The following is a 25,928-nucleotide window of genomic DNA, read 5'->3' on the forward strand; positions in this document are numbered from 1 at the left end:
TGGTGGGTGGTGCAGGGATCGAACCTGCGACCCTCGCCTTGTAAGGGCGATGCTCTCCCAGCTGAGCTAACCACCCACTTTCGCTGCCTTACTTTACTTCAGGCTCAAAACAGTCACTTGCTGCGCTTGGCGCCTGCTGAGTCAGCGTTGCTGTCTCAACCAAGTGAGACGCGCATTTTAAGCATTTCGCTCACTGTGTCAAATGTTTTTCCGAAAAATACTGAACTTTTTTCCGAGACGCTCTCAGGCGAACATTTATTGATCAAAATCAGAACGTTGTACTGTTTTACCCTGCTCAGGGAAGTGCCGTATTTCCGCAGACTTCTGGCCTGCCTGCTGCCCCTTTCGCTTCAGAGCCAGCTCACTCACTCGCGCCCGGCGCTCGCCAGGCACCGCCTGACTGGCAAGCGCCTGGTTAAGGTCATCCAGGCGTTGCCGAGCCTCCCGCCAGGATTCCTCAAGCAACGGACCAACCTGCCGGGCCAGCCTGCCAATACGTAGCCGGAACGTATCTTTGAAGGACATTGTTTTTATCTCTCTTCACTACACCATCCCCAGTGTAGACATTGCCTAGAAGATCCACCAGCCTCCCGATTCCGCCTCTTCCCTGCGCTCGCGCTCAAGTTCCAGTTGGGCATACTCCTGCTCCAGCGCCTTCAGCTTGCGATCAGCTTCCAGTGGTACCGTTGGCCCACCCCCGAATGGCCAGAACCAGGAGGTCTCCTCATATTTACCCTGCTGCTGCAGGCGCTCAATCTCCAGCTCGCGCTCCTGCTCAAGAGCCAGCTTCCGCTTCTCGTAGTCGGTATCTTCGTTAACTTCGACAATCGACGTTGCGGCATGGTTCGGCGCCAGTAGATCGCTGTTCAGGAACAGCGTGGACACAATTTCGTCCGACTGCATGGCGTATTCACGGGTAACCAGTTGCAGCTCACCGGAGGCCAGCGGGTGCTCCGGATCCAGGTCCGGATGAGGACGCGAGGGCTCCTCCAGTTCGTTGTATCTAAGGTAGTAGATCTTGCCAGGCTCCACCTTCAGAGTGGCATCCGCAATCAGGCTCAAACTGAAGGAGTTCAGGCCTTCAAGCCCAAGCAAAGGCCGACGCATGGCGATGTGCCGTTCACCGGGGCTCACTTCCAGCCAGGTAAAGCTGTTATTGCGAATGTTGAAATAGTGCTTGTCGTCAATATAGACGCTGGGAGACTCGATCTCATCCGCCGCCCATTGGGAGTGGGTACGGTAGAAATACAACAAGGCATTGCCCTGATCCCACTGATCGGTGTCGATATGCACGAAATCATGGCCCGACACCGGGTGGAGAAAGCCACCCACACTCTTGCCGATAGACTGATAAACGGTGCAGCCAGACAACACCAGAAAGCACGCCACAACGGCGGCACTTTTAACGAAAGGCACTCGGATTTTCATTGTTATGCACTCTTCATCCCTTATCGAGTAGGGACGATCATAACAACTGGCCACCACAAGAAATGAGAGCTACCGCAAGGGATGAATACAAACCGTTACATTCACCCCCCGGCAACCGCTACTGCCCTGAACTCGACGCCCTGAGCTGATTGACCTCCTCCGACAGGCGCACGAGGCGCGAGGTAAGTTGGGCACGGGAAGCATCGATGGATTCCACGGTCCGGGCCAGTTCTGCCAGTCGATTCCGCAGCGCCTGAACATCACTGGCTCCTGCGAGGCCGTCCGTTCGAGCCTCGACGGAGGACAGCCGGCTTTCAATACCATCGATACCCAGTTTCTGCTCCTGCTCAAACCGGCGGATACGGCTCTCCACCACCTGATCGATATCACCGATCTGCTGACTCAGCCTGGTCAGTTGCGACGTCGCCTCACTATTTGCCTGCTCCAGCGCAGCCACAGACGTCTCCAGCTTCTGGCTCAGCTGGGCGATATCTCCAGCAAACGTGGTACGAACCTGCTCGAGCGTGGTTTCCAGATCCGACACCGATTTGCCGGTCTCGGCCAGATTCTGATCCAGCACCGAGAGCCGCTGACCATGCTCCTCAAGCTGTTTCCGGTTTCGTTCATTGGCAACCACCCAGAGCTTGCGGATTTCACTGTTGGCGGTCTCAACCTTTTCCGCATTGGCCGCTATCTTTTCCTCCAGCGAGGCACCCCGCTCCTGCAAGGATTCCCCGGTTTCCGAAAGCTCACCCTCAAAACGGGCCAGCGCCAGCTTACTTTGCCGCGCCCAGTAATCCGCCTCTTCCAGTTGACTCTCCAGCGCCGCGATGCGCTGACTCTGGCTATACCACCCTGCGCCAGCAGCCACCGCAAGCCCGAGCATCGCTCCCCAGACAAGAATTCGTCCACCACGACCACCGCCTCCGCCAGCGCCCGAAGCTGCACCTGGCGGCCTGGCTTTGGGAGCCCCATGCCCAGTCTCACGCTCTTTGCTGGCACGAGGGGGTCGCACTTCCCCAGCGCCGATCGGGGGTTCTGCTCTCAGCTCGTCTTCGTCCGGGCGGATGGGTTCCATTACAGCTCCTGGGAATGGATGGTTTAATCGTATAACCGACGATAATACCTGCAGTTACGGACGGGTTAAAATGAAGGCTTATAAAGAAAGCGCTCAGACAGCCGAACGCCCGGGTTGCCGTGTTGCACGGCAACTGGCCAGAACATACAATGGCCGGCTTTCCAATTATCACAGGACTGTTGCTTATGCAGCCGCTTGTTGGACTCATCATGGGCTCCAAATCTGACTGGCCCACCATGGAACACGCTGCCGACATGCTCGACAAACTCGGCGTGCCCTACGAAACCCGGGTTGTCTCCGCCCATCGCACACCGGATCTGCTTTTTGATTACGCCAAGACCGCGGCCGATCGCGGCCTGAAGGTCATCATCGGTGGTGCCGGCGGCGCAGCGCACCTGCCTGGCATGGTTGCCTCACAAACGCCTTTGCCGGTACTGGGTGTGCCCGTACAATCAAAAGCACTGAATGGCCTGGATTCGCTGCTATCCATCGTGCAGATGCCAGGCGGCATTGCTGTTGGCACATTGGCGATTGGCAAGGCCGGCGCCACCAACGCAGGCCTGTTGGCAGCGCAGATCGTTGGCACGTTCGACGACAAGGTTCGCCAGGCGGTGGAAGACTTCAGGAAAAATCAGACCCAGACGATTCTGGACAACCCTGACCCCAGGGATCAGTAGCACCAATCCAAAGCCAGGTGAGCGGGCCGGGGAAGACTTTCCAAAACTGTTGAGGGCCAAGGACGGCCCGAAACAAGCGCACAGGGATGTGCTCGTAGCGTGTTTTGGAAAGTCTTCCCCGGCCCGCTCAGGCACCGAAGCAGCTTTCTTTTGATCAGGAGAACCAGATGAGAATCGGTGTACTAGGAGCCGGCCAACTCGGGCGCATGCTGGCCCTTGCCGGATACCCCCTCGCAAAGGAATTTGTCTTCTACGACATGTCCGGCAGCCCCAGCGCTGGTCTGGGGGAAGTCATTGTGGATCGCGACGGCAGCTACCTGGACGACTTCCTCTCCCGCGTCGACCGCGTAACCTACGAATTCGAGCACCTGCCTGTTGAAGTGGCGGAGAAGCTGGCCCAACACAAGCCGGTTCACCCCTGCCCCCGGGCGCTTCAGGTTTGCCAGAACCGGGAGGCAGAGAAAACCCTGTTCGGCCAGCTTGGCATTCCAACGCCGGAATGGAAAATCGCTGATAGCGCCGCTTCCCTGAAAGCCGCTGCCGAGGCACTTGGCTGCCCGGTGGTAGCCAAATCCATCACTGAGGGCTACGACGGCAAAGGCCAGGCCGTCCTGAGAGATCCGGAACAGGCAGAAGAAGCCTGGACCGCCATCGGCCATCCCAGGGTAATCGTGGAGAAGTTCGTTAACTTCAAACGCGAAGTGTCCATCATCGCTGTTCGCGGTGAGGATGGCGATGTCGCCTTTTACCCCATTGCCGAGAACACCCACCACGAGGGCATTCTGCGCTACTCCATTGCCCCGGCACCCGGACTGCAACTCCACATCCAGCAAGATGCTGAAAAGTACATCAAGGCACTATTGAACGAATTGAACTATGTGGGCGTACTGACTCTGGAACTGTTTGAGACCGGGGACGGCCTGGTAGCAAACGAGATGGCTCCACGGGTCCACAATTCCGGGCACTGGACCATTGAGGGTTCCATGACCAGCCAGTTCGAGAATCACATTCGCGCGGTCAGCGGACACGCTCTGGGCAATGTTCAGGCACGCGGCCTGAGCTGCATGATTAATATCATCGGCGAGCACGGCGACATTGAACGGATACTGGAACTGCCCTACGCTCACCTTCACCTCTACAATAAAGGGGAGCGCCCAGGGCGCAAGCTCGGGCATGTGAACATTCTGGCAGACAGTTATGAAGAGCTGGTCTGGCGGGTCCGGAACTGCGCTCAGTTTCTGCCCGGCAGCCCCGAGTTTAAAAGCTCTCTCACAACAAAGGGTTGATTTAACTCAAACCGCCCTTATATTGCGAGAGTGTCAACTCACATAAACAGAGAGAACCAGGGAGAACGACCTCATGGCATTTGAACTTCCCGCACTGCCTTACGAAAAAAACGCACTGGAACCGCATATCTCTCAGGAAACCCTTGAGTACCACTACGGCAAACATCACAACACCTACGTAACCAAGCTGAACGGTCTGGTTGAAGGTACTGAGAATGCCAACAAGTCTCTGGAAGACATCATCAAGAGCGCCAGCGGCCCGCTGTTCAACAACGCAGCCCAGGTATGGAACCACACCTTCTACTGGCACTGCCTGAGCCCGAACGGTGGTGGTGAACCCACCGGCGCCGCCAAAGAAGCCATCGAGAAGGCCTTTGGCTCCTTCGAAGACTTCAAGAAAGAATTCAACGACAAGGCCGCCAACAACTTTGGTTCTGGCTGGACCTGGCTGGTAAAAAAAGCTGACGGCAGTGTTGCCATCACCAACACCAGCAACGCCGAAACTCCGCTGACCGGCGCCGACAAGCCGGTACTGACCGTTGATGTCTGGGAGCACGCCTACTACATCGACTACCGGAACAGCCGTCCGAATTACCTGGAAGCGTTCTGGAACCTGGTCAACTGGGATTTCGTGAACGAAAACCTGGCCTGATCCAGCCGGAACAACGGTAGGTAGCAACAGCCTGACCGTTGACCAAACGCCCGCACGGGAACCCCTGCGGGCGTTTCTGTATCTGAATGCGACGAAACCGAAACAAATCGACACACGCATCCACAAGAAACTCTGAAAAAATCGTCCATACTCCATGAAGTTGAAAGGAATCTGAACCATACTGTCATGTGCCGCGTGATAGATCCTGTCGCAGGGTCCGACAGAACCAATCAGACAGATGAGCCAAGAACAGCGGATGCAAAAAACCTTTGAAGTAGAGAACCACCTCGGATATCGCATTCTCCGATGGGTACTGCTCGTCGCGTTGCTGAGCGGTATTCTGATGAGCGCGGTACAGGTGGTGCTGGATGCAAAGAGGGTATCCGCTGAACTGGAGCGTGATGCGGCCCAGACCCTTGCCATGGTGGAAGACTCTGCCACCCAGGCCGTTTTCAGCATTGATGACACGCTCGCCCAACAGGTGGTGGATGGACTGTTCGCCCTGGAACCCATTCACATGGCCAAAATCACCCATCCCGATGGTGATGAACTGGGTGATCGGCTACGGCCTCTGCAGGACTCCCCGTTTCGCCCTTTAACTGATCCGATATTCGGCCAGGTTCGCGAATACCGCGAAAGTCTCACGCGAGGCAGCAATCCGGATCTTGTCTACGGCTATCTTGAGGTTCACTACGACACCGCCCCCTATGCTCGAACCTGGCTCGGCCGAGCACTGGTGACGTTTGCCTCAGGCATCGCCCTGGCACTTATTCTTGGCATCGTACTGTTCGTGGTGTTCCATCTGCTGCTGACCCGCCCGCTGCTGCGCATTGTGCAGTCGGTCAAAAAGGTGGACCCGGCACACCCGGACGATCGCCTGGTTTCGATCCCGGAAGGACACCGGGCCGACGAGCTTGGCCTCTGGGTTAACGCCACCAACAATCTGCTCGTAGCCATCGGAGATACCCAGAAAAAACATCGGGAAGCAGAAGACCGGGTCACCCGACTGGCCCGTTACGACACACTGACAGGCCTGCCCAGCCGCGATGCCTTTATGGAAGATCTTCAGGGCGCTATTGAACGAGCCCAGGAAGGCCACAGCTCTATCGCTCTGATGGTCTGCGGTATTGACGACTTCAAATCCGTCAATGAGCAGTGCGGTTTTCGTACCGGGGACACCATCCTGCAGACCGTCGCCAGTCGCCTGAGCGCCAATCTCTCATCCGACAGATTCAATGTCGCCCGGCTGGGCAGCGACCAGTTTGTCATCGTTGAAAAACATCTTCGCGACGGTTTCCAGGCGGCAGAAACCGCCGAAAAAGTACTGGCCACCATCGGGTCACCGATCAATTCCGGTAACCACCGGATTTCCATGACCGCGACCCTCGGCATTTCCCTGTTTCCGTCAGACGCCGACCAGGCCGACCGACTGCTCCAGAGTGCAGAGCAAACCATGGCGTTGGCGAAACAGACCGGTCACAACCACTTCCAGTTTTATGTAGCCAGCATCGACCAGGAAATTCGCGAACGCAAACAGATGGAAAAGGACCTTGCCCAGGCCCTCGCAAACCACGAATTCCATCTGGTCTACCAGCCACAGATCAATCTGGAGACACGGCGCGTTATTGGTGCAGAAGCACTGCTGCGGTGGGAACACCCTGAACACGGCATGATTCCCCCGGACCTTTTCATTCCGGTAGCGGAAGCGAATGGTTCCATCGTCGAGATTGGTCAATGGGTCCTGGATCAGGCTTGCTGGCAGGCCGCTCGCTGGGCCAGCGAGGGCACTCACATCAGAATCGCTGTGAATCTGTCCGCTGTTCAACTGCGCCAGGAATCGATCGTTGACGATGTTCTCAACACCTTGAAACGACATAATATTCCTGCGGGCCGTCTGGAGCTGGAAGTGACCGAAACAAGCTTTATGACCAACCTCACCGATGCGGTCGCCAAGCTGCATCGGCTGCATCGGGCCGGCATCAGTATTGCGGTTGATGATTTCGGCACGGGCTATTCATCGCTGACCTATCTGAAGCAGATGCCGGTACAGCATCTGAAGATCGACAAGCAGTTCATTCGGGACCTGCTGATCAACGAGGAAGATACCCGAATTGCCAACACCATCATCGACCTTGGCAAGAGCCTGAATCTGACCGTCGTCGCAGAAGGTGTGGAAACAGCAGAGCAGGAGTATTACCTCAGCCAGCGTGGCTGTGCGCTTGCTCAGGGGTATTTCTTCTCCAAACCCCTGTTACCCAGAGATTTTGAGAATTTCGTACAGACTTTCCACGCCCGGATCGTGGAAAATAACGCCTGAACCTTTAGCCCTTAGGAGTAGTCATGGGAACGACTGTCATCGGTCTTGTAGTAATTGCCGTTGTCATCCTCTATCTGGTGTTTATCTACAACCAGCTTGTTTCTTTGCGCAACCAGTTCAAGAATGGCTTCGCCCAGATTGATGTCCAGCTTCAGCGCCGCCACGATCTGATCCCCAACCTGGTGGAGTCCGCCAAAGCCTATCTGGACCATGAAAAGTCCACCCTGACCCAGGTAATGGAAGCACGCAATAACGCGGTCAGTGCCCAGAAAGATGCCGCCCGTGACCCAGGCGACAGCACCAAGATCCAACGCCTTGGCAGCGCCGAGAACCTGCTGACCAAAGCCCTCGCCAATTTCTACGCCGTGGCCGAGAACTACCCTGAGCTGAAAGCCAACGAGACCATCCAGCAACTGATGGAAGAACTCTCCAGCACCGAGAACCGTGTCGCGTTCGCGCGCCAGGCGTATAACGATGGCGTGATGAACTACAACATCTTCCGCGAGAAGTTCCCCAACAATCTGGTCGCTGGCCTGTTTGCGTTCAAGGAAACCGCCCAGCTCCAGCTTGAATCTCCAGAGGCCCGCCAGGCTCCAAAAGTCAGTTTCTGAGGCCTGATTCATGGCGAGCCCCGGTTTCTTCCAGCGCCAGGCCAGTGCCCGGCGCAACACTGGCTTGTTGATTGTGCTGTTTCTCACCGCAGTCACCCTGATTACTCTGGCGGTCTGCCTGGTGGGTTACATGGTCACCCGCAGCCAGACCTCGGCCCTGCCTTTTCATTACTGGCTACTGTCCAGCCATGGCCTGACAACCGCCGGTGCGGTGGTCGCGCTGATTGGCATCGGCTCCCTGGTACGCTGGGTGGACCTCGCCGGAGGCGGCACCCGCGTGGCGAGAATGGTTGGAGCCCGGGCTATTGATCCGGACACCCGCGACCCGGAAGAACGCAAACTGCGCAATATCGTCGAAGAAATGTCGATTGCCAGTGGCGTTCCGGTACCGGAGCTCTACGTGATGGACCATGAAACCGGCATCAACGCCTTTGTGGCCGGTTACACCCCTGGTGAAGCGGTGATGGTGGTTACCCACGGAGCCCTGACCCAATTGAACCGGGACGAACTCCAGGGCGTGGTAGGCCACGAATTCAGCCACATCCTCAACGGCGATATGCGCATCAATGTCAGGTTGATCGCCCTGCTGGCCGGTATACTGATGATCGGCCAGATTGGCCAGTTTCTCCTGAGGGCTGGCTTCTACAGCAGCGGTCGTAGCCGAAACCGGGACGGCCGGGCACAGGCTGCCATGGGGCTGATCGGGCTGGCCTTGATGCTGATCGGATATGTCGGCGTGTTCTTTGGCCGGCTCATTCAGTCGGCCGTCTCACGTCAGCGGGAGATGCTGGCCGACGCGTCATCCGTTCAGTTCACTCGTAACCCCGAAGGCATTGGCGCAGCCCTGTTCAAAATCGGGATGAAAGGCGGGTATCTGGACACTACCAGCCATGCCAGCGACATGAACCACATGTGTTTCGGCGAGGCGGCAAGGATGAAATTCACCTCTTTGCTGGCATCCCACCCTCCCATTGACGAACGAATCAACGCCATCCAGCCAGGGCTGATGGCCCGCCTGCGCAGCAGGCTACGGGATACCGAACCTGGCTCACGCTTGCAGGGACAAGGCCGCAGTCCGGATAAGGCAGCCATTGGCGACCTGGTGAGCCAGGTAGTCGAACCCGCTCAAGGCACCCGAAAGTACAGCCTATCGCCTCTGGCGAGCTCCCTGACCAACGAATCTCCGACGGCAACCCCTGCGCTGTCCAGCCGCGTCGGCACGGTTTCCGCGGACAGCGAGCGCTTCGCCAGTAATCTCCTGCAGAGACTGCCATCGACGTTTCGAAACTTGTTATACACCCGGGCTGGCGCCGTTCAGCTTTGCTACGGCCTGGTGATTTACGAGCTGACGACCGCCGAGCAAACCGAGAAGCTTGCCCTGATACCGACGCACTCCGTGCTGGGCGCACAACCCGAATTGCTTGGCAAACTACTGCCATCCCTAAAAGAACTTGGCGAACGCGCACGTTTTCCAATGCTTGAACTGGCCATGCCGGCGTTGCGAAAGCTCGATCCGGAGGAGCGGGACACCCTTCTCGCAAACATTCAGACGCTGGTTCAGGCGGACAACCGGGTGACCCTGTTCGAGCTCGCACTCACCACCTTCCTGTGGCGGCATCTAGGCCGTGGCTCCGGGCAGGTGGTGCCCGTGAAATACCGAAGCTTCCGGCAAGTCAAACCCGCCATTGAACAGGTGCTGAGCCTGTTCGCCCGGGCCGGCACCGAAGCTCCGGGGAAGGCTCAAGCGCTCTATCAGGAAGCTATTTCCGGGTTTGGTAACGGAAACAACGAAACCATGCACAGCAAGATCACCATGCAGAACCTGAGAGCTGCTCTGAATGTTCTCAGCAAGCTCTCACCACTGCTGAAGCCTGCCATTATTGATGCCTGCGGACATTGCATCAGTCACGACGGAAAGGTGGAAGTTAAGGAATACGAATTAATGAGGCTGGTGGCGGATCAACTGGACTGCCCGATGCCGCCACTCTGAGAGCACTCGAAGCACCGCCCCAGTCCTGCTCGCCAGGGCGATGATCAGACAGCGCGGTTATCCACGCTGTCTCGTCAGCGCAACTCCCTACTGCCGGCGCCCTTCAAACAGCATATCGACCGACGGATCGGATTCTTCCTGGGGCAAGCCAAGCTTTTCCCGCACTTCCAGGTTCACATCCCAGAGGCGGTTGAACTTTTCAGTGGTCGCCGCCACAGCATCTGCTTTACCCAGCATAATCGTGGGGCGCAGGAAAACCAGCAGGTTGCGCTTAACGCGGGTCTCGGATTCAGAAGAGAACAAGCGACCAAGCACCGGGATATCGCCCAGCAGCGGAACCTTGCTCTTGCTGACCTGGTAATCGTCCTTGATCAGACCACCCAGTACCACGGTCTCACCGTCATCCGCCAGCACGGTGGTTTTAATCTCACGTTTGTTGGTGATCAGATCGGATGCACCATCAACGCTGGTTGTGGAAATGTCCTCGGTCGTTTGCTCAACCACCAGACGCACCAGGCCATCTGCACTGATCGTAGGCGTGACTTTCAGCGACAACCCCACATCGCGCCGCTCGATGGTGGTAAACGGGTTGGTGGTCCCGTCTCCGGTCACGGTAGACTGGCCAGTACGGAACGGTACGTTCTGGCCAACGATGATTTCAGATTCCTGATTGTCGAGGGTAATAATGCTGGGCGTAGACAACAGGTTCGCCGCAGAAGAAGAGGACAGTGCCTGAATCAGTAAGCCCCAGGTGACACCATCCTCATCACGCTGCCCGGCACCGACGGTCAACCCGCCGGCAAGCTGCGGAATAGTGTCACCCACCAGAGCTCCGATCACGGAGTTCAGGCCAACCATACCCTGGCCACTGGTCAGGTTTGTACCCAGCACCGGAAATGAACCTGCAGACTCATCGCCAGCCGCCAATTGCACCCCGAGCTGATCGCCCAGCTCATCACTGATTTCCACAATAGCCGCTTCAATCATCACCTGGGCACGGCGCACATCCAACTGTGCCACAATCTGCTCGGCTTCCTGCATCAGGGAGGGGTCCCCCCGGACAACGAGAGCATTCAGCCCTTCATCAGCAAAGACTGAAAAGCTGCTGCCCGGATTCCCGGTAGAGCCACCCGAGCTGCCGCCAGCGCTGCTCTCTTTCACTACCTCACCCATCACACCTTTGAGTATTTCGGTCAGCGTCTTGGCATCGGCATGACGAAGACGAATCACCTTGGTGGTCCCGCCACTGGCAGACGGTTGGTCCAGTTGGAGAATCAAACCGCGCATCTTGTCCCGAAAGGTTTCGTCGCCGCGCAGAATCAATCGATTGCTGCGCTCGTCGGCTGTCACGCTGTATTTGCGTGCGGCATTCTCACCGCCAGCGCGGCCAAGCTCTTCTGGTGCCAGCTCCTGCAGCAGGGTCACCATGTCACCAACCCAGGCTTCCTGCAGCTGAATCACTTCCACTTCGTATTTTGAGGGGCTGTCCAGTTCCCGAACGATCTGTTCAATGCGAGCGATATTAGAGGCATGATCACTGACAATCAGGGCGTTTGCCGCAGCCACGCCCGCCAGATGGCCGTATTTGGCAACCAGCGGCCGCAGAATCGGAACCAGTTCCAGGGCGTTGGCATTATCAATCTGGATAACACGGGTGATCAGTTGCTCGGAGGGCGTTTGCGGAAATCTGTTCAGGTTCTCTGCAGACTGTTTGGCATCGACCTGCTGGACAATTTTGACGACTTCCTCTCCGGGGATCGCAGTAAAACCGTGCACATTCAGCACTGCCAGGAAAAGATCGTAGATTTCGTCCTTGTTCATGGGGGCACTGGACAATACCGTCACTTTCCCTTTAACCCGGGGATCCACCACAAAGCTGTAGCCGGTTATGTCTGCCACCTGGGTGACGAAGGCCCGAATGTCCGCATCCTTGAGGTTCAGCCTCCAGGTTTCTTCCTGCGCCTGCGCCAGCGAAGCCAGCGGCAGTAAAAGCGCGAACATGATTGCCTGGAGGAGGTTGATCTTGTGGTTATACATCTGGCGATATCGTCCTGTTTTTTTGAGTACCCTGTCAGCGCCATTGTTCGGGTATGGCGTAACTGACCGTCAGCAGGGTTCCGTCACGTTCAATTTCTATATCCAGCTGCGGCTGGCTGCGCCAACTGTCCAGCAGCTGCTTGTCCTGCTCGATGTCGCCCAGAGGCTGACCGTTCACCGAGGTAATGATATCTCCCGGACGCAGATTCACGGCGTTCAGCATGGCGTTCGAGCCATCATACACATACCCGCCGCGACCCTCTGCAGGCTGCAGACCGTAGGTTGCCAGTGCAGCCACGCCTTCACTGTCCAGCCGCGCTCTGGCGTCTTCCAGGTAGGTATCCGGCGATTCTGCCGTTTGCACCGGCTCTTCCGCAACCAGCGCTTCGGTCTCTATCTGTTCCTCAAACGCCAGGGATTCGTACCTCCCCCCCCTGCGTAGCAGAATTCTTCCAGCCTCGACCTCCGCCAGCTCAGCGTTGCCCGGTAACTGGTCGCCAACCCGATAGTATTCGGTTTCGCCGTTACTTCCGGCAACTATAGCACCGGAGTCCTCCGGACGCTGCCCGACAAGCACACCTTCCAGCCTCAGGCGCAGCCCGGTTTCCGGTGCAGAGCGGCGCACCACGTCGGCCACACCCACCTGATTATCCGGTCTCCCGAAGAACTCATAACCGGCGATCGGAGCCTCTGACACTCGGCTACGGACCTCAGCGCCGGCAGCCGTCTGCCCAAAGATTTCCGGTACAGGCCGGTCGTTCCAGGCAATCAACCAGGTTAGTTTCGCCAGCTCTACCGCAAGGTAAAGCACCAGCGCAAGCAACAGCAGATTCGCCAATGTACGCGAGAACCGCTCCTGACGCCCCACCGACAGCTTCATCATATTACAGGCCTCCGGGCAGCAATGGCTGCCGGACCCGGAACACTACGTCACCCGGCCTTGCAGAATCTGGCCAGGGCTGTTGCGCCAGATCGACCATGCGCTTGTACACCCGCAGTTCCATCATGCCATCCCAGAGTATGCTGGCATCAGCCGCCGGCCCGCTTGCACCCTGCTCTGCCACTACCAGTGAAACGCCTCCGTCCACGGTGTCCAGATCTGCCTGCATAGGAGGAAACACGGCCTGGCCCACCTGATTGCCCATCGGCCAGGTAACCCTGCCACCATCCCAGCGCCCGAGCCCGTCTGCTGACTTCAGGCGACCGTCTGCCCAGGACATCTCGAAGCGATCCACAGACACGGTTCCCTCAATCATGGCGCCACCGCTCTGGCGTATCAGTTGCTCGAACTCGGCAACCGCTATCAGCCCATTGGCACTGACCTCAAAATTACCCTGCCAACCGGCACGGGCAACCCCTTCCACGCGGGATTGTGATGAAGACACGGAAAATTGCAGCGGTAATGTCACCCCGGACAGCGATGGCCAGCCAAATTGCCATTCCAGGCGTGCCGGAAAACCAGCCACAACAACCCCTGCGGCCCCATCCCAGAGACGCCCGGATACCTGCTGCACCCGAACCTGCTCTGGCAGCTGCACCTGGGCCGAGGCCTGCTGCCAGAGCCAGCCAGCCGGAACCAGAACAATCAGCGTGATCCCGTAAACCAGCAGACCGAGCAACAGCAGCAGAACCACTTTGCCAGGGCCGAGAAAGGATTTTGGTCGGGATTCAGTCATTGCAATTGGCACATTTAAAAACCGGTAGCCGAGTCTAACAAAGCCATTGGGCAAGTTCATGACAAAAAAACGAAAAACCCCGCGCCAGTGTGAACCAGCGCGGGGTTTTCAGGGGTAGATCGGGCCAGGCCTCAGAAACTGAGACCTGTTCGGGATCTGGCCGGCATTACATCATGCCGCCCATGCCTCCCATTCCGCCCATGCCACCCATATCCGGCATACCACCGCCGGCTTTCTCGTCTTCCGGCTCGTCTGCAACCATCGCCTCGGTAGTGATGATCAGAGAAGCGACAGAAGCCGCTGCCTGCAGGGAAGAACGGGTTACCTTGGCGGGATCCAGGATACCCATTTCCAGCATGTCGCCATACTGCTCGGTAGCAGCGTTGAAGCCGAAGGAACCTTCGCCTTCTTTTACCTTGGCAACCACCACAGAAGACTCACCGCCTGCGTTGAATACGATCTGACGCAGGGGAGCTTCCATAGCGCGACGCAGAATGTTCACACCGGCTTTCTGCTCGTCGTTGATGGCGTCTACCTTGTCCAGAGCCGCAATGGCGCGGATGAGGGTAACACCACCACCAGCTACGATGCCTTCTTCAACGGCAGCGCGGGTGGAGTGCAGAGCGTCTTCAACGCGGGCCTTCTTCTCTTTCATTTCAACTTCAGAGCCGGCGCCCACTTTGATGACGGCGACACCGCCAGCCAGCTTGGCGACGCGCTCTTGCAGCTTCTCTTTGTCGTAATCAGAGCTGCTGTCTTCGATCTGCTTGCGAATCTGCTCAACGCGAGCGCTGATATCAGCCTCGGCACCAGCGCCACCAATGATCGTGGTGTTTTCCTTGGTCACGTTGACACGCTTGGCAGTACCCAGGTCATCCAGAGTGGTGTTTTCCAGGGTCAGGCCGACTTCTTCGGAAATCACAGTACCGCCAGTCAGAATGGCGATGTCCTGCAGCATTTCCTTGCGACGGTCACCAAAGCCAGGCGCCTTCACAGCGTTGACCTTCACAATGCCGCGCATGTTGTTGACCACCAGAGTAGCCAGGGCTTCGCCTTCGATGTCTTCAGCGATGATCTGGAGCGGCTTGCCAGCCTTGGCAACGGCTTCCAGCACCGGCAGCAGTTCGCGGATGTTGGAGATCTTCTTGTCGACCAGCAGGATGTACGGGTCTTCCAGCTCGGCAGACATGTTGTCCTGGTTGTTGATGAAGTACGGGCTCAGGAAACCGCGGTCAAACTGCATACCTTCAACCACGTCCAGCTCGTCTTCCAGGCCACGGCCTTCCTCAACGGTAATGACGCCTTCTTTACCCACTTTTTCCATCGCGTCTGCGATGATCTTGCCGATGGTTTCGTCACCGTTGGCGGAGATAGTACCGACCTGGGCGATCATGCGGCTGTCGTCGCAGGGCTTGGCCATTTCACGGATGGCTTTAACAGCTTCGGCGGTACCTTTGTCGATACCACGCTTCAGGTCCATCGGGTTCATGCCGGCAGTCACGGCCTTGATACCCTCATTCACGATGGACTGGGCCAGTACGGTCGCAGTCGTGGTACCGTCACCAGCAGTTTCGTTGGCCTGGGAAGCGACTTCCTTCACCATCTGCGCGCCCATGTTCTCGAACTTGTCTTTCAGCTCGATTTCCTTGGCCACAGATACGCCGTCCTTGGTCACAGTCGGAGCGCCGAAAGACTTCTCCAGAACCACGTTACGACCTTTGGGGCCCAGTGTTACCTTGACCGCGTCCGCCAGGATGTTAACACCTGCTACCATGCGCTTACGGGCGCTATCACCGAATTTAACGTCTTTTGCTGCCATGTCTTCTATTCCTGTTCGTTAAACCGAAAATTGAACCAATCGGATTAATGAGCGTTCGTGCCTATCGCTGTTGCGATCACTCAAGCACGCCGTAAATATCGTTCTCACTCATGATGAGCAGCTCTTCACCGTCAACCTTCACGGTGTTACCGGCGTACTGACCGAAGACCACGGTGTCACCCACCTTGACCGCCAGTGCACGGGTTTCGCCGTTATCCAGAATGCGGCCATTACCCACAGCGATCACTTCGCCCTGGGAAGGCTTTTCTTTGGCATTACCCGGCAGCACGATGCCACCCGCAGTTTTCTCTTCTTCTTCCTTACGGCGTACGACAACACGATCGTGTAGCGGACGAATTTTCATTGCTCTGTTTCTCCAATAGTCAGATTAATGTGGCAATGACAATTGCATGTTAAAAATGTCTGGCCGGAGACCCGGACCCGACAAATTGCCCCGGCATCCAAGCCACTGATAGACAGCGGTTTTCAGCCTGAAGCGAATCTGTGCTGTGTTAATGGGGTTGAGCGAAAGGTTTTCAACACCCGCAACGAAAAAAAATTTACTTTTTTTCCTGCTCATCCTGATCAGACTGCCCCTGCTGGAGCTGGCCCCTATCAGTCCGGGTCTGATCCTGGTACTCGCCTTCAATGATGTTGCCGTTGGCATCACGATCGAATGGTCGCTGCTGGCCAAATGGGCCTTGCCCGAAGGGCCCTGCACCGCCTCCGGCGCTGAAAAAGAAACTCCGGCCGTGATTCTGCCCCGACACCGTCATCCGCTTCAGCGCCTGCGATGCCAGCCAATGTCGCGAGCCCGGCAACAAACACAGAAAGCCGAAGGTGTCGGTGATAAACCCCGGCGTGAGCAACATGGCGCCACCGACCGCAAGAACCAGCCCCTCGGCCACTTCTTTTGCCGGCAACTCACCGCTGTTGAGCCGTTCATTCGCCCGCAACAAGGTCGCCAGCCCCTGCTGGCGCAGCAACCAGGCCCCGATTACAGCCGTCAGAAACACCAGCCCTACCGTATTCAACACGCCGATAACGCTACCGACCTGAATCAATACCGCCAGTTCGGCAATGGGCATAACGATGAAAAGAAAAAAGAAAACGGGCAAAATGCCTCCCCATAAAAACGATGCAGACACACAGAGAACGTAAAACACCTCTGAACTTAATTAGGGCAAACCATGAAACTTCAAGATTCTGTTATCGCAATCACTGGTGGCGGCCAGGGCCTCGGCCGCGCAATGGCTGAATACCTGGCAGCCAAAGGCGCCAGGCTGGCACTCATCGACCTGATGGAAGACAAGCTGGCTGAAGCCGCTGAGGCCTGCAAACTGGCCGGTGGCGACGCCAAAACCTATGTCTGTAACGTCGCCAAAGAAGAAGACGTTGAGACAACCTTTCAGGCAATCATCAATGACTTCGGCCACCTCAACGGCCTGGTGAACAACGCCGGCATCCTGCGCGACGGCCTGATGGTGAAATTCAAGGACGGCAAGCTCGAGAAGCGCATGGAACTGGCCCAGTGGCAGTCCGTGATCGACGTTAACCTCACCGGCGTTTTCCTGTGCGGCCGGGAAGCGGCCACCCGCATGATCGAAAACGGCGACCAGGGCGCGATCATCAACATCGCCTCCATCTCCCGCGCCGGAAACATGGGCCAGAGCAACTACTCCGCCGCCAAAGCCGGCGCATCTGCCCTGGTGCCAGTGTGGGCCAAAGAACTCGCCCGCTACGGCATCCGCTGCATGGGCATCGCCCCAGGGTTTATCGAAACCGAAATGACGGCCTCCATGAAGCCCGAAGCCCTGGAGAAAATGACCGCCGGCATCCCCCTGAAACGCATGGGCAAGCCAGAGGAAATCGCCTCAGCGGTAGCGTTTATCTTCGAGAACGACTACGTTTCTGGCCGCATGATCGAGGTGGACGGCGCCCTGCGCCTGTAACCCGGCCAATACCGGAGCTCTGAATGAACGAGTCCGAAAAGGAACCGACAAAGGAGCAGAAAATCTGGCAGGTAGTGGCCGCGATTCCGAAAGGGAAAGTGGCCAGCTACGGTCAGGTAGCCGCCATGGCCGGCCTCGGACGCCAGGCGCGTTTCGTTGGCCGGGCCCTGGGCAAACTGCCCGCCGGCCACTGCATTCCCTGGTATCGGGTTATCCGGAGCAACGGCCAGATCGCCTTTCCTGAAGGCACGGAAACCTGCCAGCTTCAAACAGAGAAACTGAGGCTGGAAGGGGTGGAAGTGTATAAAGGAAAGGTAAAGATGAAGGACTTTCAGTGGCAGCCTTGAGCCGAACACCCAAGGCTGCCACCGGACTAACAAAGACTCAGATCAAACCGCCTTGGCGGCAATGATCTTGTCGTGCCACTCAACCGGGCCGGTCTGGTGCACGGAACTGCCACGGGAATCCACGGCTACGGTTACCGGCATTTCTTCCACCTCAAACTCATAGATGGCTTCCATACCCAGCTCTTCGAAGGCCACCACCTTGGCGCCCTTGATGGCCTTGGAGACCAGGTATGCAGCACCACCCACCGCCATCAGATACACTGCGCCGTGCTTCTTGATGGCGTCGATGGCAACCTGGCCACGCTCGGCTTTGCCGATCATGCCAGTCAGGCCGGTTTTTTCCAGCATGGTGTCAGTGAATTTGTCCATGCGGGTTGCAGTCGTGGGGCCGGCGGGGCCAACCACTTCTTCGCGTACGGGATCAACCGGGCCCACGTAATAGATGAAGCGGCCTTTCAGATCCACCGGCAGCTCTTCACCGCGCTCGATCATATCCACCATCTTCTTGTGGGCAGCATCACGGCCGGTCAGCATCTTGCCGGACAGCAGAACGGTTTCACCCGGCTGCCAGTCTTTCACGTCTTCCGGAGTTACAGTGTCCAGATTCACACGGCGAACATTCTCGCCAACTTCCCAGGTGATTTCCGGCCAGTCGTCCAGGCTCGGCGGGGTCTGCAGGGACGGGCCCGTACCATCCAGCACAAAGTGTGCGTGGCGGGTAGCGGCGCAGTTCGGAATGATCGCCACCGGCTTGTTGGCCGCGTGGGTGGGGTAATCCTTGACTTTTACATCCAGAACGGTGGTCAGGCCACCCAGCCCCTGAGCGCCGATGCCCAGCTCGTTCACCTTCTCGAACAGCTCCAGGCGCAATTCCTCGGCACGATTGGAGGCACCGCGGGCCTGCAGATCGTGAATATCGATCGGATCCAACAGAGCCTCTTTCGCCAGCTCCATCGCCTTCTCAGCGGTACCACCAATACCAATACCCAGCATGCCAGGCGGACACCAGCCGGCACCCATCTGCGGCACCATCTTCAACACCCAGTCCACAACCGAGTCGGACGGGTTCAGCATGGCAAACTTGGACTTGGCTTCAGAGCCGCCGCCCTTGGCTGCCACGTGCACGTCTACGGTGTTACCCGGCACCATCTTGTAGTGAATGATGGCGGGGGTGTTGTCTTTGGTGTTCTGGCGTTTGCCGTCCGGATCTGCCAGCACAGAGGCCCGCAGCACGTTGTCCGGATGGGTGTAGGCGCGGCGTACACCTTCGTTGATCACGTCGTCCAGCGCCATGTCGCACTCGAACTTCACGTCCATACCGATGTTCACGAACACGGTGACGATACCGGTGTCCTGACAGATCGGACGGTGGCCCTGGGCACACATACGGGAGTTAATCAGAATCTGGGCCATGGCATCCTTGGCCGCCTGGGACTCTTCCTTCTGGTAGGCCTCGTACACGGCCTGAATGAAATCCTTCGGGTGATAGTAGGAAATGAACTGCAGCGCATCGGCTACGCTTTCGATCAGGTCGTCCTGGCGGATCACGGTGGTCATAGTGGCCTCATCAGCTTTCTGATTATCGGAAGTATGCGGAGCCACCAAAGCAGCCCCCTGCTTATATAAGGAAGCGAGAGTTTACCAGAAATTCGACACAGCGGTTGATGCGACAGAAGGCGCAAATGCTATGTACGCCAGCGAAAATAGCTATGACGGCAAAACCAATTCGCAACAATTTGTTAAAACAGGCATTACCCGGCCACTGGAACTCGACAAACCGCGGAGCGGCCACTATTTTTGATTGAGGGCCACTCCAAGGGTACGAGGAGGGTTTCCAGACGCAGAATCACACTTTTGGCTGATCAACACTTGCTACTCTGTCGCTATAGTCGAAGCTACAGAAATTGGCTTTTAAGTGCTGGCTACAATTTCAGACAACCAACAAATCAGAAAAGGCTGTGCGCGGAATCCTGGGGCCGACCGGTTCCGTCAACGCCGGATATAACGACACAACAACAGGAAAAGGTTCCACCCATGTTCAAGAAAACTCTAATAAGTCTTGCCGTGGCTTCTTCCCTTGGGTTGACGGGCTGTTTCAGTGGCTCAAATGACGGGGGCAACGAAAATCCCAAGCCGCAGTATTCTGCTGATTCACTGGGAAAAACCTACCCCATCTTTAACCCTGCGAAGGGCCAGTTGCCTCTTCCCAACGATTTGATTTTTGACTCCACGCAAAAAGATGGAACCTTTGGTGTTGATGACACTACTCCGCCAGTTACCACAGCGCTCAATGAGCTGTCCGGCGCCTCGACCATTGCCCCTGCTGTGATTCAGACCAGCGGGCAGCTTGATGCGTCAACCGTTATTGCCGGACAAACAGTTCACCTCATTGAATTGGCTTACGCCAGCGGCGACCCGGTACGGGCGCTGTCTGCTGGCGAGCCACCAACTCTCGAACTCGCAATCAGCGGCCCCCAGAACATGCCGAAGATTCGCGCAGACGTTGAATCTCTCGACGGCAATTCGGCCATTCGAATCCTGCCGCTCGAACCCCTGAACCCGCAGAAGCGCTACGTGGTTCTTGTCACGACAGGGGTCAAAGACATCAATGGCGATTCGATCATTCAGGATCCGCTGTATACGAACATCACCGGCGAGGGAACAGAGGATGACCCCGGCAAAGGGCTCGTCAACGGGGCTCTTCTGCCTGTCAGAACTCTCGTTAACAACCTTTGGGAGCCAATCGCCACCAACTACATCAAGGCGCTGGGTGGCTCGCTGAATGAAAGCGAGATAGCTCTGACCTACAGCTTCACAACGTCAAATGATGCGAAAGTACTGCAATACATTGCTGAGCCAGCGGCCTGGTTCGCGGATCAGATCACCACTTTCGTACGCACCAGTGCGGTGACGGCCGCTCGTCAAGGGGGCGCCTCCGCGTACGCGGATCTTGCAGCCGCTGCGGACGCTGCCGTAGCACAGTTCCCACAATCGCTTCCCGAGAATCCGGCCTCGCCTCTGAACGCCGTATTCGCGCCCACTGGGCCCTGCCCGATCGCAGGTGCCGGGGATCTGGGTTCAGGAGCCATCGACTGCCTGGCAACCTCCCTCGCATCGCAGTTCCGGGAGGAACTCCCAACACCGTTGCCTGGTGTTAACCGTAACGTATTCGATGGCGCCGGCTTTACGGATGCGATTACCATCGACAACGGCACCATTCAGCCAGTTGGCCTGGTATCAGCAGTTGCTGGAAGCATTCCCGGAGCATCCGGTGTGCTGGCCGTTCAGGGCAGCATCTCGCTCCCCTACTATCTGGGCAATACCCCCGCTGGTATCGCAGGTGGTAATGCAGTGAACTGGATTGCAGACCAACCCCTGGCCGAATCTCTGAACACCACCTTCTCGGCGCTTGGCCTGAGCCTGCCGCAGGCCGATGCTTCCGTATCGACAGCGGTCAACTACATCTTCCCTTTCCCGCTGGAACAGAGCACTCAGGAAGTCCCGATGCTCGTTCTCTACCCGAATAGTGGCGAAGAACGCGGCGTAGTCATGTACCAGCACGGCATCACCACGGATCGTAGTGCAGCCCTGACCTTTGGCACGGCATTGGCGGCCCAGGGTTACGTTGTGGTCGCTATCGACCAGCCACTGCATGGCATCACGCCATTCTCCGAGGAGGCTCAGCTTGAGCTGGCAGGTGACCTGTTGGCCGCCGGTGGAGCTCCGGAAGCGGCAATTCCCGTATATGCCCCGGTCGTTGTAGAGGGCGACACTACACGTCTCGTCAACGAGCTGGGCTTGTCTGCAGCAACCGCTCAGTCGCTCGTCAACACCGTAGCCAATGCCGGCAGCACCATCCCCGGCCTCGCGCCGGATACGTTTGAACGCCATTACGGCCTGTACGCCACCCCCGCGGGCACACCGGCGCCAATGGTTTTCGATCCAGCTAACGCCGCCGGTACCGATGGCTCCGGCAGCTTCTTCATCAACCTCCAGAATTTCCTCGCTGGCAGGGACAATATCCGTCAGAGCGTTGTTGACCAGTTGAACCTTCGCGCCACCCTGGCCGGCAGTCCGGCGGCAGGTCGTGCAGGCATGACGCTTCAGAAACCGGCAGCAGCGGGAGGAGATGACGGCACACTGATCATCGACATCAACGATCCGGTCTACTTTGTTGGCCACTCGCTCGGCACCATCACCGGTATGCCGTTCCTGGCAGCCGCCAACGAGGATCAGATCGCGGACACCATTTTCACCGCACCTGACGGCAGTAGCTCATTGCCATCTGCGTTCAATAATATTCAGTCTGCCAGCCTGCTGACGCCGGGCGGTGGCGTGGTTCGACTGCTGGAGAACTCACCGTCGTTCGCGCCTCGCATTCTGTTTGGCCTGCAGCAAGCTGCTGGACTGGAACAAGGCGATGCCAATCTCGAGACGTTCTTTAATATTTTCCAGGCTGCGATCGACTCAGCAGATCCTGTGAACTTCACCGCCTCCCTTGCAGCGGGTGGAACGCCTATCCTGCTGTCCGAGGTTGCAGGAGATACCGTTATCCCGAATGCAGCTGACCAGGAACAGTGGGGTATTGACGCACTGTCCGGCACATTCGGACCAGAAGTTACAGGTCTGCCTGTACCAGTCACTGTGAACAGCTTCAGTGCACCATTGGCCGGCACAAAACCGCTGACCATTGGACTCGGCGATGATCTGTTGACGACTTATCAGGCAGGTGATCACGGAACCCCGGTATCGGCTAATAATAATGCCGTATTTGGCGGCATGGTCTGCGAGACACTGGTGACCTTCGGTGTTGCTTTGGCGGAACTGCCCGCATTCTGCACCGCGCCCTGATAAACTCAGGCAGGCAGAATGAGAAAGGGCTCCCACAACGGGAGCCCTTTTTTTGTCTGTGCCTCTAGCTTAAAACGGAACCAAGCTGTCTCTGCAGCTGTCCATCCCCCCTATCCCTCTCAACAACCATCCCCCTGGCCTTCAACTGCGGATGCTCTGCCGCCTCCTCAATCGTCAATACCGGCTCTACGCAGGCATCCACATCGGCAAACACCTCCCGCCACTCAGCCAGTGAACGCTCCGCGATCTTCTGCTTGATAGCGGCTTTCAATTCCTGCTGATGTTCAGGCTTCTGGCTCAGGGCATAGCTTTTCAGTTCGCCCAACCCAAGGGTGTCACACAGGCGCGAAGAGAACTGTGGCTCCAGGCTCCCGACAGACAACCAGCGGCCATCTCTGGTCTGGTAATAGTCGTAGAAGGTGCCACCATTGAGCATGCCGCTTTCGGGCTTCTGAGGCTGTCCGCCTGCCAGAGCAGCAGCACCCGCCATGGCATTCAGGGCGAAGGCGGCATCGGTCATGCTGATGTCGATAAAGGCGCCCTCTCCGGTTTCCTGGCGTTTGATGACCGCAGCGAGGATGCCCATCACAGCGTGATGGGAGCCTCCGGCCACGTCGGCAATCTGAATGCCCATGGGTGGTGGACCGCTGTCAGCGCGACCGCAGTGGCTGGCAACACCGGAAATAGCAAGATAGTTGATATCGTGGCCTGCCCTGTCCTTGTAGGGACCGGTCTGGCCATAGCCCGTAATGGCACAGTAAATCAGCTTGGGATTGATGGCTTTGAGTACCTCATAGCCTATCCCGAGGCGATCCATGACGCCCGGGCGAAACTGCTCCACCACAATGTCGTAGTCCTGAACCAGCTGCTTGACCCTTTCAACACTCTCGGGCTGCTTCAGGTTCAGTTGCAAGGTTCGCTTGCCGCGACCGAGGTAGGAAAAAGTCGTGCTGAATTTACCATCAAAAGGTGGCATTACCTTGGCCAGATCCACGCGATCAGGAGCTTCAACTCTGAGCACTTCCGCGCCCATATCGGCGAGCATCATGGTGGCGTAGGGTCCGGGCAGCAAGGTACTGAAATCCAGAATTTTCAGGTTGGCGAGCGGGGCTGCCATAAAGCATCTCCTTGTTTTTGATCGGCGGCAATGACTCTGGCTCATGCTGACGGGTTTTGCAGGCCGGGCCAACTACCGGTTCCTTCATTCCTATTGGCCGTTTCTTCCATCTCTTGGCAAATCATGGGCTTGCAATGTTGAGCCGGGTACTTATGATGAAGTTCGTTCTTTCTTCTGGCTGCCTCTATGTCAACACTGACAGTCTCACGACATTTTGTTGAAGCTTCCCTTTCAGGCGCCGAACGCCTGGGCCTGGACAGCCGTGCGTTGCTCCAGGAAGCAGGGATCTCTCCAGATCTTCTTCGCATTGAAATGGCAAGGGTGAGCAGTGATCAGTTCAGCAAGCTGATGCAGGTAATCTGGCAGCGCACTGGCGATGAGTTTATGGGCATGGGGCCACGCCGTGCCCGCTCCGGAACGTTCGCCACCATGTGTGCGTTGGTGGTCGGTTGCCAGACGCTGGAAGAGGTATATCAACAGGCCTTCCGGTTCTCTCGGCTGTTCGAACCGATGGTGTCCATGGAGCTTGAAATCCTCGATGACCGTGTGCGCCTGGTCACGCGAATTGAAGGCAGCATCCACGACCCGGACTATTTTCTGCGCGAGAGCATTCTGGTGATCTGGCACCGGCTGGGCAGCTGGCTCATTGGTCAGCCAGTGGAACTGGAGAAAGCTGAGTTCGATTACCCGAGACCAGACCACGGGGACGAATACCGGCACATTTTTCATTGTCCGCTGGCGTTCGAGTCCGACTGTACGGCATTGACCTTCAGCAAACGTTTCCTCTCCGCCCCGGTGATTCGGGACAAGCCGGAAATGCGACAGTTCCTGAAAACGTCCCCGGCAGATCTGCTGTCAAGACCGGATGAGAGCAACACCTGGACCGGTCGCATTCGGGGCCTGATTGGCCGTGACTTCTCCAAACCCATGCCGGATTTCGACTGGATAGCGCAAGAGCTCCACACCAGCCCGCAAACCCTCAGGCGCCGACTGAAGCAGGAGAACACGTCGTTTCAGGAGATCAAGGATCTATTGCGGCGGGATATGGCCATCTACTATCTGGCCCATCCGGAGATACCCATCAACGATATTGCCGAACGGGTAGGCTTTACCGAACCATCCACCTTCCATCGGGCCTTCAAAAAATGGACGGGGGTCACCCCGGGGGCCTGGCGGGAAGGCGAACGGGGCGATCTGATCTGAACACCCGGCCTTACGAACTTCCCTGCTGCAGGTTCCGGATCAAGCGCCCGAGAGTTCGGGCAATGTCCCGGGCCTGATCGCGATTCTCGGCCAACTGGAAAAGCCGTGAGCCGTCCCGCGGATCATAAACCCAGCAGGCTCCGACCACCGGTTCACAATCCCAACGCAACTGAGGATTCACACCGAATACCGACAGAGACAGGGTCCTGCGAACGGTGGTGCCATCGGGATTGCGCTCGATGTCCTGAATACTGATATTGCCGTCATCCAGAGCCACCTGGTACTGGCGATCTGCTGGCCTGTCCAGGCGCACCACCGTTTTGTCACGCCGCCAGCCAGCGGTCTCGAGCAGAGTATTCAGATGGATGACCAGAGCCTCCCTGTCCGAGCTTGCCAGATACAGCTGGCGCAGCGTCTTCACATCCTGTTCATTCGCCGGCTCAATGACGGCCACGGGCTCGTTGGCACTGGCCTGCCCTTCGGCCAGAGCGCGAACACTGGCACGGCTGGCCTTCTCAATGTCGGTAATCAGCTTCAGGCTTTGCTGATAATGCGTGCCCTCTGCCCCGGCCCTGGTAATGTATTGCTCCAGTGCTGAACGTGCCTCATTCAGATGATTGGCCTGCAACATGGCCCGGCCGCGATAGTAGTAATACTCGGCGGGCTTCTCTCCCTCCATGGCCTGAAGACGGTTCAGGTACTCTCCTGCCTCACTCCAGTTCTCTGCTGTAACGGCTTCTTCCGTCGCCAGCATCAAGCGGCGAATTTCGTGTTCCGGAGCCAAGGCATGGGCGAATCCCGCCTGCAGGGCAAGAACAGAAGACAACACCAGGCCCGCAAATGCCTTGTGACCAGGCAAACGCCTTTTTTTCATGGATGACAACATA

Annotated in this window: 22 protein-coding genes and 1 tRNA gene; 10 read left to right on the forward strand and 13 right to left on the reverse strand. The window is 57.4% G+C overall.

The features are described 5' to 3' along the window. The 4 genes from ARC85_RS15365 to ARC85_RS15380 form a co-directional block, all read right to left on the reverse strand. Positions 1–76 (reverse strand) — tRNA-Val (locus ARC85_RS15365). A gap of 179 nt (positions 77–255) precedes the next feature. Beyond that, a complete protein-coding gene (locus ARC85_RS15370) occupies positions 256–525 on the reverse strand; it encodes a hypothetical protein (RefSeq protein ID WP_199453251.1) in 270 nt (89 codons plus the stop codon). Between the two features lie 45 nt (positions 526–570). Then, positions 571–1,428 (reverse strand): DUF2846 domain-containing protein, encoded by an 858-nt coding sequence (locus ARC85_RS15375; RefSeq protein WP_022991642.1) that lies wholly within the window; start codon positions 1,426–1,428, stop codon positions 571–573. A 118-nt stretch (positions 1,429–1,546) separates the two neighbouring features. After that, positions 1,547–2,506, reverse strand: coding sequence for a coiled-coil domain-containing protein (locus ARC85_RS15380; RefSeq protein WP_286715343.1), 960 nt, complete (start codon positions 2,504–2,506; stop codon positions 1,547–1,549). A gap of 185 nt (positions 2,507–2,691) precedes the next feature. Here ARC85_RS15380 and purE point away from each other — a divergent pair, with 185 nt between their 5' ends. The 6 genes from purE (at position 2,692) to ARC85_RS15410 (ending at position 10,039) form a co-directional block, all read left to right on the forward strand. Then, positions 2,692–3,183 carry a 5-(carboxyamino)imidazole ribonucleotide mutase gene (gene purE / locus ARC85_RS15385; protein ID WP_224849189.1) on the forward strand — a complete coding sequence of 164 codons (492 nt, stop codon included), beginning with the start codon at positions 2,692–2,694 and terminating at the stop codon, positions 3,181–3,183. A 167-nt stretch (positions 3,184–3,350) separates the two neighbouring features. After that, positions 3,351–4,469, forward strand: coding sequence for a 5-(carboxyamino)imidazole ribonucleotide synthase (locus ARC85_RS15390; RefSeq protein WP_153740471.1), 1,119 nt, complete (start codon positions 3,351–3,353; stop codon positions 4,467–4,469). Between the two features lie 73 nt (positions 4,470–4,542). Next, positions 4,543–5,121: a superoxide dismutase [Fe] gene (gene sodB / locus ARC85_RS15395; protein ID WP_286715345.1), complete on the forward strand. Its 579-nt coding sequence runs from the start codon at positions 4,543–4,545 to the stop codon at positions 5,119–5,121. 256 nt (positions 5,122–5,377) lie between these two features. After that, a complete protein-coding gene (locus tag ARC85_RS15400; RefSeq protein ID WP_286715346.1) occupies positions 5,378–7,438 on the forward strand; it encodes a putative bifunctional diguanylate cyclase/phosphodiesterase in 2,061 nt (686 codons plus the stop codon). Positions 7,439–7,461: 23 nt separating this feature from the next. Further along, positions 7,462–8,049: a LemA family protein gene (locus ARC85_RS15405; protein ID WP_011785499.1), complete on the forward strand. Its 588-nt coding sequence runs from the start codon at positions 7,462–7,464 to the stop codon at positions 8,047–8,049. Positions 8,050–8,059: 10 nt separating this feature from the next. Next, the gene (locus ARC85_RS15410) at positions 8,060–10,039 is read left to right on the forward strand and encodes a M48 family metallopeptidase (protein ID WP_286715348.1); all 1,980 of its coding nucleotides are present in this window, start codon (positions 8,060–8,062) and stop codon (positions 10,037–10,039) included. Positions 10,040–10,126: 87 nt separating this feature from the next. Here ARC85_RS15410 and gspD read toward each other — a convergent pair whose 3' ends face one another. The 6 genes from gspD to ARC85_RS15440 form a co-directional block, all read right to left on the reverse strand. Next, entirely contained in the window at positions 10,127–12,076 is a 1,950-nt protein-coding gene (gspD, locus tag ARC85_RS15415; protein WP_114433390.1) for a type II secretion system secretin GspD, read from the reverse strand. A 34-nt stretch (positions 12,077–12,110) separates the two neighbouring features. Further along, positions 12,111–12,959, reverse strand: a complete 849-nt coding sequence (locus ARC85_RS15420; RefSeq protein ID WP_286715350.1) for a type II secretion system protein N — start codon at positions 12,957–12,959, stop codon at positions 12,111–12,113. 1 nt (position 12,960) lies between these two features. Continuing rightward, positions 12,961–13,752 carry a type II secretion system protein N gene (gspN, locus tag ARC85_RS15425; protein WP_153740477.1) on the reverse strand — a complete coding sequence of 264 codons (792 nt, stop codon included), beginning with the start codon at positions 13,750–13,752 and terminating at the stop codon, positions 12,961–12,963. A 166-nt stretch (positions 13,753–13,918) separates the two neighbouring features. Next, positions 13,919–15,571: a chaperonin GroEL gene (gene groL, locus ARC85_RS15430; RefSeq protein ID WP_014421008.1), complete on the reverse strand. Its 1,653-nt coding sequence runs from the start codon at positions 15,569–15,571 to the stop codon at positions 13,919–13,921. A gap of 76 nt (positions 15,572–15,647) precedes the next feature. Next, a complete protein-coding gene (gene groES / locus ARC85_RS15435) occupies positions 15,648–15,935 on the reverse strand; it encodes a co-chaperone GroES (RefSeq protein ID WP_011785505.1) in 288 nt (95 codons plus the stop codon). A gap of 196 nt (positions 15,936–16,131) precedes the next feature. Further along, a complete protein-coding gene (locus ARC85_RS15440; protein ID WP_278349930.1) occupies positions 16,132–16,689 on the reverse strand; it encodes an FxsA family protein in 558 nt (185 codons plus the stop codon). 72 nt (positions 16,690–16,761) lie between these two features. Here ARC85_RS15440 and ARC85_RS15445 point away from each other — a divergent pair, with 72 nt between their 5' ends. Then, positions 16,762–17,523, forward strand: a complete 762-nt coding sequence (locus tag ARC85_RS15445; RefSeq protein WP_278349929.1) for an SDR family oxidoreductase — start codon at positions 16,762–16,764, stop codon at positions 17,521–17,523. 23 nt (positions 17,524–17,546) lie between these two features. Continuing rightward, the gene (locus tag ARC85_RS15450; protein ID WP_011785508.1) at positions 17,547–17,870 is read left to right on the forward strand and encodes an MGMT family protein; all 324 of its coding nucleotides are present in this window, start codon (positions 17,547–17,549) and stop codon (positions 17,868–17,870) included. Between the two features lie 42 nt (positions 17,871–17,912). Here the strand turns inward: ARC85_RS15450 and ARC85_RS15455 are convergent, their stop codons facing one another. Beyond that, positions 17,913–19,427, reverse strand: a complete 1,515-nt coding sequence (locus ARC85_RS15455) for a fumarate hydratase (RefSeq protein ID WP_011785509.1) — start codon at positions 19,425–19,427, stop codon at positions 17,913–17,915. Positions 19,428–19,904: 477 nt separating this feature from the next. Between ARC85_RS15455 and ARC85_RS15460 the strand changes: the two genes are divergently transcribed. Then, positions 19,905–22,721, forward strand: a complete 2,817-nt coding sequence (locus tag ARC85_RS15460) for a hypothetical protein (RefSeq protein WP_286715352.1) — start codon at positions 19,905–19,907, stop codon at positions 22,719–22,721. A gap of 64 nt (positions 22,722–22,785) precedes the next feature. On the opposite strand, the gene ARC85_RS15465 is transcribed toward ARC85_RS15460, so the two are convergent. After that, positions 22,786–23,838, reverse strand: coding sequence for a CaiB/BaiF CoA transferase family protein (locus tag ARC85_RS15465; RefSeq protein WP_286715353.1), 1,053 nt, complete (start codon positions 23,836–23,838; stop codon positions 22,786–22,788). Positions 23,839–24,024: 186 nt separating this feature from the next. Between ARC85_RS15465 and ARC85_RS15470 the strand changes: the two genes are divergently transcribed. Beyond that, on the forward strand, positions 24,025–25,041 hold the full coding sequence (locus ARC85_RS15470) for an AraC family transcriptional regulator (RefSeq protein ID WP_206851374.1): 1,017 nt from the start codon (positions 24,025–24,027) through the stop codon (positions 25,039–25,041). Between the two features lie 10 nt (positions 25,042–25,051). On the opposite strand, the gene ARC85_RS15475 is transcribed toward ARC85_RS15470, so the two are convergent. Then, positions 25,052–25,927: a hypothetical protein gene (locus ARC85_RS15475; protein ID WP_286715354.1), complete on the reverse strand. Its 876-nt coding sequence runs from the start codon at positions 25,925–25,927 to the stop codon at positions 25,052–25,054. Position 25,928: the final 1 nt, after the last annotated feature.

The organism is Marinobacter sp. tcs-11 (assembly GCF_002049515.1).
GTDB classification, from domain to species: domain Bacteria; phylum Pseudomonadota; class Gammaproteobacteria; order Pseudomonadales; family Oleiphilaceae; genus Marinobacter; species Marinobacter nauticus.